Raw genomic sequence first — 14,158 nt, 5'->3', positions numbered from 1 at the left:
CGGGTGGGCGGTCGTGGTACGAGTAGGCGAAGTCGCGGCTGCGCCCTGCGGCAGACAGGCGGATGCGCGCTGACGCATCCCCTCGACTGCGGGAGTGTCGTCAGGTCGTGCGCGTCTGTCCTCGCGCCGCGCTGCTACTGAGCGATGACCGTCGTCCTCGTCCACGGGCCGAAGTCGCGCGTGTCCGGCGCAGCGTGTCGAAGACGGATGACGTGTTCGCCCGGCGGAAGGGAGAGGTACTCGTTCCACTCTCCACTCGACGGCAGCCGGAGCGTCTGCACGCCCGTGACGCCCACGATCTCCCGCTGGATCACCGTCCCCGGCGGCCCGGACAGGCGGAAGTTGAACCGTTCGGACGAGACCACCGCCCCGTCACCGGGCGCACGCGGACGCGGCCCGGCCGTGACGGAGTAGACGAGCGGTGCGCTCACGGGCGACACGTGCTCGGCCACGGTCTGGCGAACGGCGACGCTGTGGCTGCCCGCCTCTCCGCGCTCGACCTGGATCGTCCACGATCCGTCGCTGCGGGCGCGAGCCGAGTCCCATACCGATCCGTCGTCCGAGACCACCTCGACGAGGGCACCGGGGATGGCGTCGGTTCCGGTGATCCAGGGGTACATCCGCTCATCGAGCTGAGCGAGCTCCGCCGTGGGAGCTGACGGCGTGCCCGAGGCGGGCGGCGACGAGGGCCGGGGCGCGCCGGGCCGAGCCACACTGCCCTGTGCCGCGTCGGGCTGCGCCACGACGGGCCAGCTGGAACCGCGCCGCTCCACGTCAGGAGCATCGGGAGGCGGCGCATCCGACTCGGGCGCCGCGAACGGCTCCTGCTCCGGGCTCTGCGACCGGGGTGCCGCCGACGAGGGCCGAGGAGTCGGCTCGGGCGCCGCGGTCGCAGGTCGATCGGAGCCGTGCTGACTCGACGTCGGCGTGCCGCCCTCGGGCACGAGACTCCAGACCGTCGCGACGCTCACGACCGCCACGGCCGCGGCCAGGAGAAGAAGGAGAGTGAGACCGCGCCGATCGCCCTGGCGACCGTGCTCGTCGTCCTCGACGGCGTCCGTGTCGGATCGAGAGGAGAACGCGGCGTGCTCGGCGGCTGCCATCGCCATCGACACCGGTGGAGCCGGCGTCGTCGCCGCGTAGCCCGCCGCTCCCACTGTTCCCGCGACGGCGGGAAGGAGAGCCGCCGCGATCGTCGCGATGTTACGGGCCTCGGCGAGGGCTTTCGGGCAGTCGGCGCAGACCTCGAGGTGCGACTCCAGCTTGGCGCGCGCACGCTCGGACAGGGCGTCACGCGTGTAGGCGCCCATCTCCTTGACGGCAGCCTGACACTCGGGCTTGGTCGACGCGGCGAGCTGTGCGCTGATCCAGGCGTCACGGAGGGAGCGCTTCGCCCGGAGCAGCAGAGACGACACGGCGTTGGGCGCCAGACCGAGGATCGGACTGATCTCGCGCGGCTTCAGACCGTCGACCTCGCTGTACCACAGCACTTCTTGCCAGCGGGTCGGGAGGGAGCGGAACGCCGCCATCGCGGCCCCGCCCTCGAACTCCTCGACGGCGGAGAGCTCACCCTCCTTGGCACCGGGATCGACGACGAACTCGAAGTCGTCCACGGCGATGTCGGTGTCGCGCGAGTACCAGCGACGACCGACGTTGCGCACGGCCATCACGAGGTACGGACGGAAGCCCGCCGTCGGCCCGCCACCCGAACGGATGGCGCGGAGCACTCGCGCGAACGCCTCGGAGACGATGTCTTCCGCGTCCAATGACACGAAGGTGCGTGCGACCGACAGGGCGGGACCGGCGTGCCGACGCCAGAGCTCACCGTATGCGATGCTGTCGCCGGCGCGGACGAGCTCGACGAGCTCGTCATCCGAACGCGCAGCGGCGGCATCGTCGGTGCTCATCTCGTCCTCTCGCTCGTCGGTGAACGCCTGACTCGATCATCCCATCGTTCCTCCGCGCGTCGCGGACCCCTCCCGATGGTCGGGATCCGCGACGCCCCATCAGGCGCGAGCATGCCGCCGACGCTGCCAGATCAGCCCGGCGAGCGCCGTGATCGCGAGGCCTGCCGCCCCCGCCCAGAAGCCGAAGCTTCCGATGCCGCCGGTGAGCGGGATGGGCGGAACCTCCGACAGCTCGTTCTCGATCGGCGCATCGAGCGCCGTGACGCCCTGCACCGTGATGAACCGCGGCGTCGGGTCGAGCGCGTACCCGGCCGGCGTCCTGGTCCCGCCCAGCCGATACCGGCCGTCCGCGAGCGGCTCCACGGTGAACGCGCCGGGCGACGGGTTCACATCCGCATCCGCGCATCCGCTCGCATCCGCGGCGATGCAATCGGCGACCGCGATGGGCTCGCCGGTCGGCACGCCGTCCGCGTCCACCGGCGTCAGCTCCCACTCAGCGCCGGCCAGCGCCTCCTGCGACCCGGCGGCCACCTTCTGCCACCCCAGGCTCGACGGGAGCACAGTGATCCCCGCGGGATCGCACGACGGCTCCACCGGTGCAGGCTCTCCCGGGGCCGGCGGAGTCGTGTCCTCCGGAGCGACGCACGCCGTGTTCACGAGCCGGCCGCCATCGGGCATCGCCGTAAGCGGCACGTCGTACTCGATCGTCACGGCATTGGTTTCGCCCGGCTGGAGCTCCGCGATGACGGCGCCCGCCTGCAGCCCCGCCGGCAGCGGCTCACGTGCGGCGAGGTCGACCTTGTCGTCGGTCACCACGAGATCGTGCAGGGTCTGGTCTCCCGTGTTCGTGACCACGAGACGGTAGGTCAGGGTATCGCCGGTGTGGAACGCCGGGTAGTCGTCGACGTCGTTCGCGTCGTGCCAGTTCCCGTCGAGGTCACGGACGTACTTCTTCATCGCGACGGAGTTGACCGCCCCGATCTCGAACCGGCTGGAGGTGCGCATCGGAAGCTCGGTCCGATCCGCCCGCCCCTCGGCACGGTTGACGTAGACGTCCTCGAAGGTCGCCCCGCTCGTGACGACGGCGATCGTGAACTCCTGAGCGCTGGACGGCGCCAGAGCAGGGCCGATGACCCGCACGGCGGTGGCCTGGGGAGTGAACGTCGTCGACCAGCCGACCGTGTTGCCGTCGATGCTGCCGGCGGAACCGTTCGACGCGTCGGCAGGGTCGTCCTTCAGCGACTCCGGAGGCGCCGTCGTGTAGTAGACCGTCGCTCCGGCGACAGCGGTCACGGGCCCGCTCAGCGCGTAGGTTCCGGAGAAGCTCGTGCCCCGGCCGTCCCCGTTGTAAGGCAGCACGTCGATGACGTCGGTGAACGCCTGCGTACGGGTGTCCTGCGACGAGACCCGCACCGTCCACGAGTCCTGAGCGACGCCGTGGTCGTGCGGCACCTTCGCCTGGGCCGCCGTCTTGGTCAGCATCGTGTACCCGCCGTCACGGATCTTCGTGCTCGCCCGTCCGGTCGCCGTGGTGCCGTTGATGGACGCGCTGGCGACGTTCTCGAACACGTCGCCCGGGGTGGCCGTCGCCGGGATCCGCGCACTCAACGTGATGACGAAGTCGGTGTTCGTCGGCACGTCCGTGAGCGTCCACGACAGCATCTGGCCGGAGATCGACGTGGGGGTCACGGATGCGCTCCCTGCCACGTACTCCATGCCGCTCGGCAGCGCGTCCTCGATCGTGATCTGGGGCACCGTCGTGTCTGCGGGCGCGTTCGCGCGATAGCGCAGCGTGTACGTCACGGTCGCGCCCGGGATCGTCTCCGGCTGGTCGACCTCCTTCGCGATCGCCGGCGTCGCGGCGATGATCCGGAGGACGTCCCGGCCGCCGCCCGTGTACGGGTAGCGCGAGTTCGGGGTGACGACGCCGGACAGCGGCACGTCTGCGGCGCTGAGCGTGCGGTGCGGATTGTTCCAGCTCGTCCCGCCGTTGACCGAGTACGACGTCCACGTCCAGATGTCCTGCCCGACCGTGACGGTCGACTTGATCTTGGACTCGACGAACAGACGCGCGACGTTCTCACTGATGAGCGCGCCCGCGGCGGGGGAGATGATCGCCTTGACCGCCCGCACGGTGCTCATGTCGGCCGGCTTCACGCTGGTCCATCCGGCGGTGCCGTTGCAGGTGAACGCGTTGGGGTCGTAGTTGTTGCTTCCGGGGTCCATGTTGCCGTTCGTGCCGGTGCCCGTGTAGTACCAGTACGTGATGCCCGGGTACGGTGTGACCACGCCGTCCGAGATGGTCCCCATCGAGGCGCTGACGACGTCGACGTACTTCGAGTCGACGATCGTGCAGACCTGGGTGCTCTGCGTCGCACCGGTAAGAGGCGGGCGCACCCCCGAGACCGAGAGAGCCGGCTGTCCGGCCATCGTGCGATAGGTGTCGGTCCAGATCGAGCCCGGCGCCGGAGGCGACAGGTTCTGCAGCGCCCATCCGCCGGTCCAGATGCCCCGCGTCGACGCCACCTCGTTCACGTTGTTGGCCGCGAGGTCGGTCGAGCTCTCGCCGCTGACGGCGACGTAGGTCGGCGTCGATGCCTGCAGCGTCGTCACGGTTCCTTCGGTGAACGGGAACTGGAGGTTGATGACACCTGCTGCCACGACATCCCAGCCGGGCTCGAGCGCGTTGCCGTCGGAGCCGAGCGTGGGGAGCAGCGTCTTCGAGTAGTCGATGCCCGTGAGCGTCAGACGCATCTTGTTCGTGCCGGTGGAGACAAGGGTGCACGTTGCCGGGAAGGGCGCGGTCTGGTTCGCGGCGTGTCCAGTTCCGGAGTAGGGGTATCCCGACTGCTGCCTCCCCTGCACGGAGCAGCCGATCGCCTGCGGCGTCACGGTGTTCCCCGCGGTCGACGACAGGGTGAGGTCATAGCTCACGGTGGCCGGCCCCTGGGCGGCGCCGGGGGCGTGGCGGAGGGCCCACGGGAAGGTGATCAGCTGCGATGCGTCGGATCGGGTCGAGGTGGGCTTGCCCCCGTCGAACTTCATGTCCATCGCGAACACGTTCGTGATCGGGATGGCAGGCAGGGTCATCGTCGCGCCGCCGATCGTGCCGGTGAGCGAGACGCTCTGCCCCGTGGCACCGCGTACTTCGAGCCCGGTCAGCATGAGCTCCGCGGTGCCCTCGTTGCGGGTGCCGACGTTGCAGGTCAGCGTGGTGCCGTCGGCCGAGATGGACGACGCCGGTGACACGTCCGACGTCAGGCACACGTCGGGCATCGAGACGAAGCGGGCGTTCTGCGCCGTGAAGGTGATCGTGACGTTCTCGACCGGGTCGTTCGTCGGCGCGGCGCTGTCGTCGTTGACGTTGAAGCGCCAGACCGAGGTCAGCGCCATTCCTGCGGAGACCGTGGCGGGCGCGGGAGCCTGCCATTCTCCGTCGATCTGGTAGACGGTGGCCGCCCCGGCCGCCTCCGCCTGCACGACGACACCCGCGCCGACCATGGCGACCGCGAGCACGGCGGCGCCGGCCCTCCGGATCCAGTGGCGGATGCCGCCAGGGCGATGCCCCTTCGTTCTCGTCCCGGCCGCGTGGCGGCCCCTCATCCCGTTCATCGTTCTTCTCCCCTCGCCGCGTCGCGCTCTGCGCGCGCGGTGTCCTTCCCGTCTCGTGTGTGCACGCGCTCCGTGCGCGTGCGCGGCCGGCGCTGCCCGGCATCCTGCACTCCCTGCCACCCCGCGTACGCCGCGATGAGAAGCAGGCCTCCTCCCCCCAGCACCGCCCACCAGGGGAAGCCGGGGATCGTCGGGGCCGCCCCGGCCGCCTCCACCTCCCTGACAGGTGTGGGCGTCACGCGCTCGCCGGTGACGACGATGCGGTGCGTGTTGATGCCCAACGGCGTGCAGGTGATCAACGTCAGGAGGTCTTCTCCGACCTCCGGCCTGATCGTGCCGTTGGCGTCGGGCTCGATGACCTGGATGTCCCGCACCCGGTAGGTGAGCACCTTCCCGAAGGTCTCGACCGTGATGAGGTCGCCCACGACGACCTTGTCGAGATCGGTGAACATCGTGGCGTTGGCGAGCCCGCGATGCGCCGTGATGACGGCGCGCGTGCTCTCGCCGCCGATCGGCAGATGCGAGCCTTCGAGGTGCCCCGCGCCCTTGTTCAGCACGTCGTCGGTCGTCCCGTGGAACACGGGCAGGTCGACGTCGATGCTGGGGATCTTGACGCGGGCCATGAGCCCGTCGGCGTTCGCGGAGAGGATGGAGCGGTAGTCCAGCGACTCGGACAGCGTCCCGTCGCCGACCGGCACGTTCGCGTTCTCCGCGAGCACCACGCCCGCAGTCAACGCCTCGTTGTACTCCTTCGCCTGCCGCAGCTGCTCCGATGCGTCGGGGGCCGCATGCCGCACAGCGCTCTCGTACGTCTCGATCACACGAGACTGGTTGTACGACGTGACCCAGGCGGCGGTCATCGGATAGAGACCCGATACCAGACCGGCGAGGGCGAGGAGAGTGATGGCGATCGTCAGTCCGCCCGGCCTCCACCGTCGGACGGTGCGCGCCGATCCCACCGCAGGCGCGTCGCTTCCCGCATCGTGCGCTGTCGTTGGCATTCCCGTCATCTCTCCTCCTTCCTCTGGCTCACCTGGTCCCTGGCTCACCGGCCCACCGGACCGGGCGGAGTGCGCCCGATCCGGTGGTCGGCGTGTGCGTCAGTCCTCGACCTCGACCCGCCGGCGGTGCTTCACCATCACCAGGCCCACGGCGATCACGAGCGCGCCGATCCCGGCCGTGATGAGGATCACCTGACCGGCCGCACCCGTCATCGGCAGCGGCGGAACGTTCTGCTGGGTGTTCACGATGTCGACGTTGTCGCCGGGCACCGTCGCCCCGACCTTCACGGCAACGGGCGTGAAGGGGTCGGCGGGGAGCACGTAGCCCGCCGGCGCCGCGATCTCCTTGAGCACGTAGCAGCGCTGCTGAGCGTCGATCGCAGGGTTCACGCTGTCGCTGACGAACAGCCCGTCGACGGTGATGAGACCCGTACCCGACGACGTGAACTCGGTCTCGCCGCTGACCGCCACGGGAGCGCCGGTCGGCTCCGCCGTGGAGCAGTCGGCAGCGTACGGGTCGAGAGCGTTGTACACCTCGAAGACGGCGCCGTTGAGGACGCCCTCGGGGCCGGTCGTGCCTGCGGCGCGCTTCTGCACCTGGAGGCTGCCCCAGTAGGTCTTCACCTCGTTGGAGGGCAGCGGGGGCCGCACCGACGGGTCGAATCCGGGGTTGTTCGGCCAGAGCTCGGCCTGGTTGGTGATCGCGCCGTCGCCCACCGACACCACGGTTCCGGCGAACTCGACGGTGATCTCGGTGCCGACGTGGGCGTTGGGACCCTCGTTCAGCCACGCGACACCGGCAGGGGTGAAGTTCATCGTGACCTGCTGGCCGACGACCGTGACCGTGTAGTACGTCGTGTCGAGGGGCGCACCGTCTGCCGTGACGACGACGGCGGCGGCATCCACCGGCTGCAGCCGGCTGTCGAGCTCGTCACGGATCGCGAAGCCCGTCCATGCGTCCTGCATGCTCGGGATCGGAACCGTCACCGGGAAGGTGATGGTGGAGCCCAAGCCCGTGTCCTGCTGCGGCTCGACGGTCTTGACGATCGTTCCCTCGCCGTTCTTGGGGTAGGCGTGCACGTCGTACACCCAGCCGTTCTCATAGGGCATGGGGATCGTAAGGATGAACGGCGTCGCACGATCGACGATCTGCGCGGGAGCCGACGTCTCGCACACCTGGTACGCGCCGACCGGGAGGCTCACGGTCGCGGTTCCCTCTGCGTCCGTCGCCGGAAGTGCGACCGGGGCGCCGAGCGTGTACCCGTCAGGCGCGGTGCACGCGCTTCCCGGCGTGATCGCGTTGAGGTCGTACCAGGTCTCGGAGACGCCGAGGTCGAGCGGTGCGCCGTCGAGCAGGAGCGGGTACGCCGTGAACACGACGTCGGCCACCGGGTCGGTGAAGTCGCCGGGCGCCGGGCCCTCGCTGAGATCGCCCTCGGCCGTGCCGTTCTGGTGCAGGTACTTGTGCACGGTGAGCGAACCCGTGCGATCCGGATCGAGGTCGCCGTAGTCCTGCGGCGCCGCATACGCAGCGGAGCCGGCGCCGAGCAGCGCCCCCAGTCCGAGTGCGGTCGCCCCGATCAGCGACAACGCACGACTTGTGTTGCTTCTTTCAGACACGCGTGTGTCTCCCTCCTCCGTGGCCCGATGGCCGCCGATGGCCGCTGCGGCTGACTGCGCAACAGGCCCCTTCACTGCACCGGATACCGAGACGAGGAGAACGTGACGCGAGAAGCGACGATTTTCTTCTCGACGTCTCCTCGGGCATCTCGTGCACCAGCGCGGCGGTGGCCTCCGCACCTGCCGTGCGGCAGGGCCACCGCGGATCGGGTGAGGGGAGGCGGAAGGGCCGCCCCTCACCCGACGGTCATGTCAGGATCGTGTCCGCGGAACCACGGCGACGGCGCACCGCCAGCGTGATGCCGAATGCGGCGAACAGCGCGCCACCCAGAGCGCCGAGCGTCCACAGCGCCCCGCCCGTGACGGCGAGGCCCGGAGGCATCACCGTGGTGGTCGTCCGGCAATCCTGATCGAGCGAATCGATCGCGCAGTTCGAACCGGATGCCGGAGGCGTCACGACGACGTTGACGATCTCGCCGGCCTCGCGAGCGGTGATCGAGTACGTGACCTCCACGCTCTCGCCCACCGCCAGCGGTCCCTCCCAGCTGAGCACCGGATCGATGAACTCCGCACCCGAGCTCGCGTCGTCGTTGTAGTCGCCGATGGCCAGCGCCGAGCTGAGATCGTCGGCGAACGCGGCCGGACGCTCTTCGGTGTAGTCCACGGCTCCGGTGTTGGTGACCGTGACGGTGAACACGATCCGGTCGCCCACGCGAGCCTGCGCCGTCGACGCCTCCTTCACGACGCGGTACGTCGCGATCGGGGTCTCGGTGACGCAGCCGCCCGGTTCGGCGCAACCGCCGCCCGGAACGTCCGCGGTGACGGCGTTGCGCAGCACGAGGTCGCCGGTCGCCGGCTGGTTGACGGTGACGGAGTACGTGACGGTCGCCGTCTCACCGACGCCCACCGCGCCAGACCAGCTCACGCCAGTCCCGTCGACGACGGCACCGCCCGTGGCGTCGCCGTTGTAGGTCGCGTCGTCGAGCACTCCGGAGAGGTCGTCCTCGAACGATGCCGGGTTGTCGTCGGTGTACGCGACCTTGCCGGTGTTCGTCACGGTGATCGTGTACGTCACGACGCCTCCGAGGGCGACGTCCTGCACGTCGGCGCTCTTCGCGATCGTGTACGACGCCAGGGCCGTGTCGGTGACGCAACCCCCAGGGACGCACTCCCCGCCCGGCGCGGACGGCGCCACGACGTTGCGGAGCATGAAGTCGCCCTCGATCGGATCGTCGACCGTGACCGAGTACGTCACCTGCAGCGTCTCGCCGACGGCGAGCGGGCCCTTCCAGGTGAGCGTGTCTCCGACCACCGAGCCTCCCGCCGACACGTCGTCGTTGTACGAGGCGTCGTCGAGCACGCGCGACAGGTCGTCGGTGAACGCGGCCGGCTCATCGTCCGTGTAGGCCACGGTTCCCGTGTTGGTGACGGTCACCGTGTAGGTGACGACGTCTCCAGGGGCGGCCTCCGCGGGCTCCGCGGACTTCTCGATCGAGAAGGATGCCGCCGGCACGTCCGCCCTGCAGTCAGGGTCGGTCGACCCTTCGACGCAGTTCGCGCCGCTGCCCGGCGGGGTGACCACCGTGTTCGACAGCCGGCGATCACCGGTCGCGGGGTCGTCGATCGTCACGGAATAGGTGACCGTCACCGTGGCGCCGACGGCAAGCGGACCCGACCACGACAGCACGGGGGCGGTGTACGCCGTGCCGGATCCGCTCGAGCTCGCGGCGTCGCCGTTGTACGTGGCGTCGTCGAGAACCGACGACAGGTCGTCGGTGAAGGATGCCGGATCCTCAGCCGTGTAGGCAACCTGCCCTGTGTTCGTGACCGTGACGGTGTAGGTCACCGTCTCGCCCGGTGTCACGTCGGTCGCATCCGTCGTCTTGACCACCCGGTACGACGCGAGCGGCGTCGCGGTCTTGCAGGCGCCGTCGCAGCTGCCGCCGGGGCCCGTCGGGGTGATCGCGTTGCGCAGGACGAAGTCGCCGGTGACGGGATCGTCCACCGTGACCGAATAGGTCACCGTGACCGTCTGGCCGACGTCGAGCGCTCCCGACCAGGTGAGAGTCGACCCGGTGACCTCGCCGCCCGCGGAGACGTCGTCGTTGTACACGGCGTCGTCCAGCACTCCGGAGAGGTCGTCGGTGAAGGTCGCCGGAGTCTCTTCGTCGTACGCGACGTCACCCGTGTTCGTCACCGTGACGGTGTACGTGACCACGTCACCGGGACCGGCGGCGATCAGGTCGGCCTCCTTGGTGACCGTGTAGGAGGCCACGGGCGTGTTCGTCTCACAGTCCGTCACGGGATCGCAGCCGCTGCCGGGGACCGTCGTCGTCACCGTGTTGGCGAGGTCGCGGTCGCCGGTGAGGGGATCGTTGACGGTCACCGAGTAGGTGACGTCGACGCTCTCCCCCACCGCGAGCGGGCCGGACCAGGTGAGCACGGTTCCCTCGACGACGCCGCCCGCGGAGACGTCGCCGTTGTACGTCGCGTCGTCGAGAACGCCGCTCAGGTCGTCCTGGAACGTCGCCGGCTCGGCATCCGTGAAGTCCGACGCCCCGGTGTTGGTCACCGTGACCGTGTACGTCACCGTGTCACCGGCCATCGCGGACTGCACGTCGACCCTCTTGCGCAGGGTGAACGACGACACCGGCGTCTCTTCGCGGCATCCCGTCTCGAGATCGCACTCTCCGCCGGGGCCGGTCGGCACGACCGCGTTGGTCAAGATCCGGTCGCCCTCGGGCGGATCACCGACCGTGACCGAGTAGGTGACGGTGACCGTCTCGCCGACGGCGACGGGACCGGCCCACGTGAGCGTGCCGTCCACGACGCTGCCCCCTGGGCTCACGTCGCCGTTGTAGACGGCGTCGTCGAGGACACCCGACAGGTCGTCGCTGAAGGTCGCGGGCTTGTCGGCCGTGTAGGCCACGGCGCCGGTGTTCACGATCTTGACCGTGTAGGTCACGGTCTGACCGGGAACCGCCTTCTCGACGTCGGCCGTCTTCGACACCGTGTAACCTTCGATGGGCGTCTCCGTGCACTGCCGCGTCGCGAGATCGCACGGGCCCGGAGGGGTCCCCGGCGGGACGAGGAAGTTGGCGGCGACGTCGTCCCCGCGGTCGCCGGCGTCCTTCACGGTGACGGTGTACGTGATCGTCGCCGTCGCCCCCGCCGCGAGCGTTCCGCGGATGTTGAGGATCCCCGCGTCGGGACCGGTCACCGTCACCCCCGATGTGTCGGAGGAGGGCGCCTCGGTGAGGGTCGCGTCGTCGAGCACGCCGTTGAGGTCGTCATCACGCTGCAGGTCGACCCGGGTCGCTCCCGTGTTGGTGGCCGTGATCGTATAGGTCAGCTCGGTTCCCGCTCGCACCGGTGTCTCCGAGGCCTGCACAGATTTCGTGTACGAGACGCCGGTGATGGGCGTCTCGGTGCACGTGGGCGCCTCGGGGTCGGGCGGCGTGCACTCTCCATCCGTCGGCGGCTCCTCGCCGGGCGCGAGGAGGAAGTTCGACGCGATGCTGTCGCCCCGCTCGTCATCCGGGAGCACCGTCACGGTGTACACGACCGTGTACGTGGCACCGACCGGCACGGTCCCCGTGATGCGGATCTCAGCGCCGTCGCGTGCGACCGTGAGCCCATCGGGCGAGACGGGCTCCGCCGTGACGACCGCATCGTCGAGGACGTGCGTGAGGTCGTCGACGGCGTCGACCGTCGCAGGGGCCTGACCGTCGTTGTCGAAGTGGAGCGTGTAGGTGATCGTCGATCCCGCCACGACCGGATCGGACGAAGCCTGCGCCGTCTTCCACTGACTCAGGGATGCGCCGGGCACCCGCACGTTGTCGCATGGCACGGCCCCGGGGAGGACGGCCTCGTCCGGCACGCACGCCGTGTTGCGGAGCACGTTGTCCCCGTCGCCCGTGTAGGTGACGGTGTAGGTGATCGTCGCCGACTGGCCCGCGCCCAGCACACCGCTCCAGGTCAGTTCGGTGCCGACGCGGTTCGCTGTGCCGGTCGTCGCCGTCACCGAACCGTCGTCGAACGTGGCGTCGTCGAGCACATCCGTCAGATCGTCGGTGAAGGTCGCCGGTTCGGCTGCCGTATAGGAGCCAGGGCCGGGGTTCGACACCGTGATGGTGTACGTGACCGTGCCGCCGACGGCGGGGAGATCGGATCGGCTGGCCGCCTTGTCGATCGTCAGCCGCGGGAGCACGAAGCTCGTGGCGGCGCAGGGCTCGCCGGTGACCGGGTCGACGCCGGTGTCGCCCTCACACAGCGGAGGGCGCGGGTCGCCCGGATCGCCCGGGCGCCATGCGAGGTTGCGCGCCGTGCCGTCGCCGGCCGAACCGACGGTCACGGTGTAGCTGATCGAGACGGATGCGCCGGAGGCGAGCGCACCCGACCACGACAGCAGGGGAGCGCTGTAGTCGATCGCACCAGGCAGGGTCGCGGTCGCGTCGTCGTTGTACGCGGCGTCGTCGAGGACACCGGCCAGGTTGTCGAAGATCACCGCGGGGTTGGTCGTGGTGAAGTCGCCGGCGCCCGTGTTCCTGGCCGTGACGGTGTAGGTGACGGCGTCGCCGGGGCGCGTGTCCGCCGTCGCGTCGGAGATCTTCTCGATCGTCAGGCCGACGTCGCACGCGGTCGTCGACGACTGGTTGTTCGCCCCCACCGGGTCGAGTTCGTTGCCCAGCACCGTCGCCGTGTTGGTGAAGCAGGTGTCGGGAGTCGCCACGGTGTCGGCGCTGATCGTGAACGTCTTCGTGGCACCGACGGCGAGTGCGCCGCCGTTGACCTGGACGCTGTTGCCGTTGATCGAGAAGGAGACGTCACCCGTGACCGCCGGGTTGCTCAATTCGGCAGGCAGCACGTCGATGACCGACCATCCGCTCGAGACCCCGGTGCCGTTGTTGGTCACCGCGACCTGGTAACTGATGCGGCCGCCGCGCTCGTAGATCGCGGGGCCGGTCTTGACGATCTGCAGATCGACGGGAAGCCCGGGGATGGACGTGCCGTCGTTGCCGCTCGCATTCGGGCCCGGCACAGGCGCGAGGGCGGTGAAGGTCGGATTCGCCGCTCCGGGATTCGTGATCGCGATCTGCGCGATCTGACCGGTGACGTTGTGGGAGAACCCGAGGTTGCCGTTTCCGTACACCCACGCCGCACCCCACGCGCCGGTCACCGTCGTGTCGATCTTTCCGGGGAAGCGCGTGTACGCACCGGTCGTGGGGTCGATGCGGATGAGCGTTCCCGGCTGCTGGCCCGAGGAATAGTCGATGGCCCAGAAGTAACCCCCCAGGAACGCCCAGTCGGCGATCACGTAGTCGGCGGTCGCGAGATTCGAGACGGTCTGGATGGCGCCGGTGGTGACGTTGACGCGGTAGATGGCGTGGCTCGCCGGGTTGCCGGTCGCCACGCCGCCGTTCGTGGTGTACAGGAAACCGTCTCCGCCGAACGAGCCGGTGAACTGTGTGAGCGGGAAGGTGCTCGTCCCGACGCGCTGCACGATCTTGCCACCCTGACCGATCTTGACTATGGAGAGGTTGGGGATGGTCGTCGGCGCGCTGGTCTGGGTGATGTTGGAGGTGCTGACTCCGTAGATGAAGTTATCGGCGGTGTTGAAGCCGATGGCGTTGTAGTTGCCCGAGGCGAGCGCGTTCCCCTCCGGGGTGAAGTCGTACGTGCCGTCTGTCGAAACGGACCTGTGCAGTCCCGTGGGCTGGCCGGTGGCCGACTGCGCCACGAACACGACGGGCGAGTTCGGGTTGAACGGGTCTCCGTCGGCCGCGTTCGCCGCCGTCGGCACCGCGAGTCCTGCTCCTACCAGTCCACCCGCCAACAGTGCGGACGCCGCGATCGCGGAGAGCAGTCGTCGACCGTGCTCTCGCGCGTTCCGGACCGCGCGTCTCGTGCGCTCGTTCCTCATCACGATTCTCCCCTCCTCGTGTCGCCGTCCGCCTCGGAGAGAGGGACGACATGCTCGGGTGCTGGCCAGGGCCGGCGGCATCCATGGTCTTCAGG

At 69.6% G+C, this 14,158-nt stretch carries 5 protein-coding genes; all 5 read right to left on the bottom strand.

Annotation, left to right across the window (positions count from 1 at the left end; genetic code table 11):
• Positions 1-134 precede the first annotated feature (134 nt).
• Complete coding sequence (locus tag AB663_RS04425) at positions 135-1,907, bottom strand: sigma-70 family RNA polymerase sigma factor (protein ID WP_067196187.1); 1,773 nt, start codon at positions 1,905-1,907, stop codon at positions 135-137.
• Between the two features lie 99 nt (positions 1,908-2,006).
• Positions 2,007-5,510 (bottom strand): DUF7507 domain-containing protein, encoded by a 3,504-nt coding sequence (locus tag AB663_RS04420; RefSeq protein ID WP_232304634.1) that lies wholly within the window; start codon positions 5,508-5,510, stop codon positions 2,007-2,009.
• A 5-nt stretch (positions 5,511-5,515) separates the two neighbouring features.
• Entirely contained in the window at positions 5,516-6,529 is a 1,014-nt protein-coding gene (locus tag AB663_RS04415; protein ID WP_232304633.1) for a class C sortase, read from the bottom strand.
• 90 nt (positions 6,530-6,619) lie between these two features.
• Positions 6,620-8,140, bottom strand: coding sequence for a SpaH/EbpB family LPXTG-anchored major pilin (locus tag AB663_RS04410; protein ID WP_198147926.1), 1,521 nt, complete (start codon positions 8,138-8,140; stop codon positions 6,620-6,622).
• A gap of 247 nt (positions 8,141-8,387) precedes the next feature.
• A complete protein-coding gene (locus AB663_RS04405) occupies positions 8,388-14,063 on the bottom strand; it encodes a DUF11 domain-containing protein (protein WP_067196181.1) in 5,676 nt (1,891 codons plus the stop codon).
• Positions 14,064-14,158 lie beyond the last annotated feature (95 nt).

Source organism: Microbacterium sp. XT11 (assembly GCF_001513675.1).
In the GTDB taxonomy this organism is placed as follows: Bacteria; Actinomycetota; Actinomycetes; order Actinomycetales; family Microbacteriaceae; genus Microbacterium.
The sequence above is the reverse complement of the archived record's forward strand: the minus strand, read 5'-3'. Positions and strand labels throughout refer to the sequence as shown.

Bases quoted from the DNA above. Each gene is read 5' to 3' on its own strand.
- AB663_RS04425 (WP_067196187.1), bottom strand. From the start codon at position 1,907: ATGAGCACCGACGATGCCGCCGCTGCGCGTTCGGATGACGAGCTCGTC.
- AB663_RS04420 (WP_232304634.1), bottom strand. From the start codon at position 5,510: ATGAGGGGCCGCCACGCGGCCGGGACGAGAACGAAGGGGCATCGCCCT.
- AB663_RS04415 (WP_232304633.1), bottom strand. From the start codon at position 6,529: ATGACGGGAATGCCAACGACAGCGCACGATGCGGGAAGCGACGCGCCT.
- AB663_RS04405 (WP_067196181.1), bottom strand. From the start codon at position 14,063: ATGAGGAACGAGCGCACGAGACGCGCGGTCCGGAACGCGCGAGAGCAC.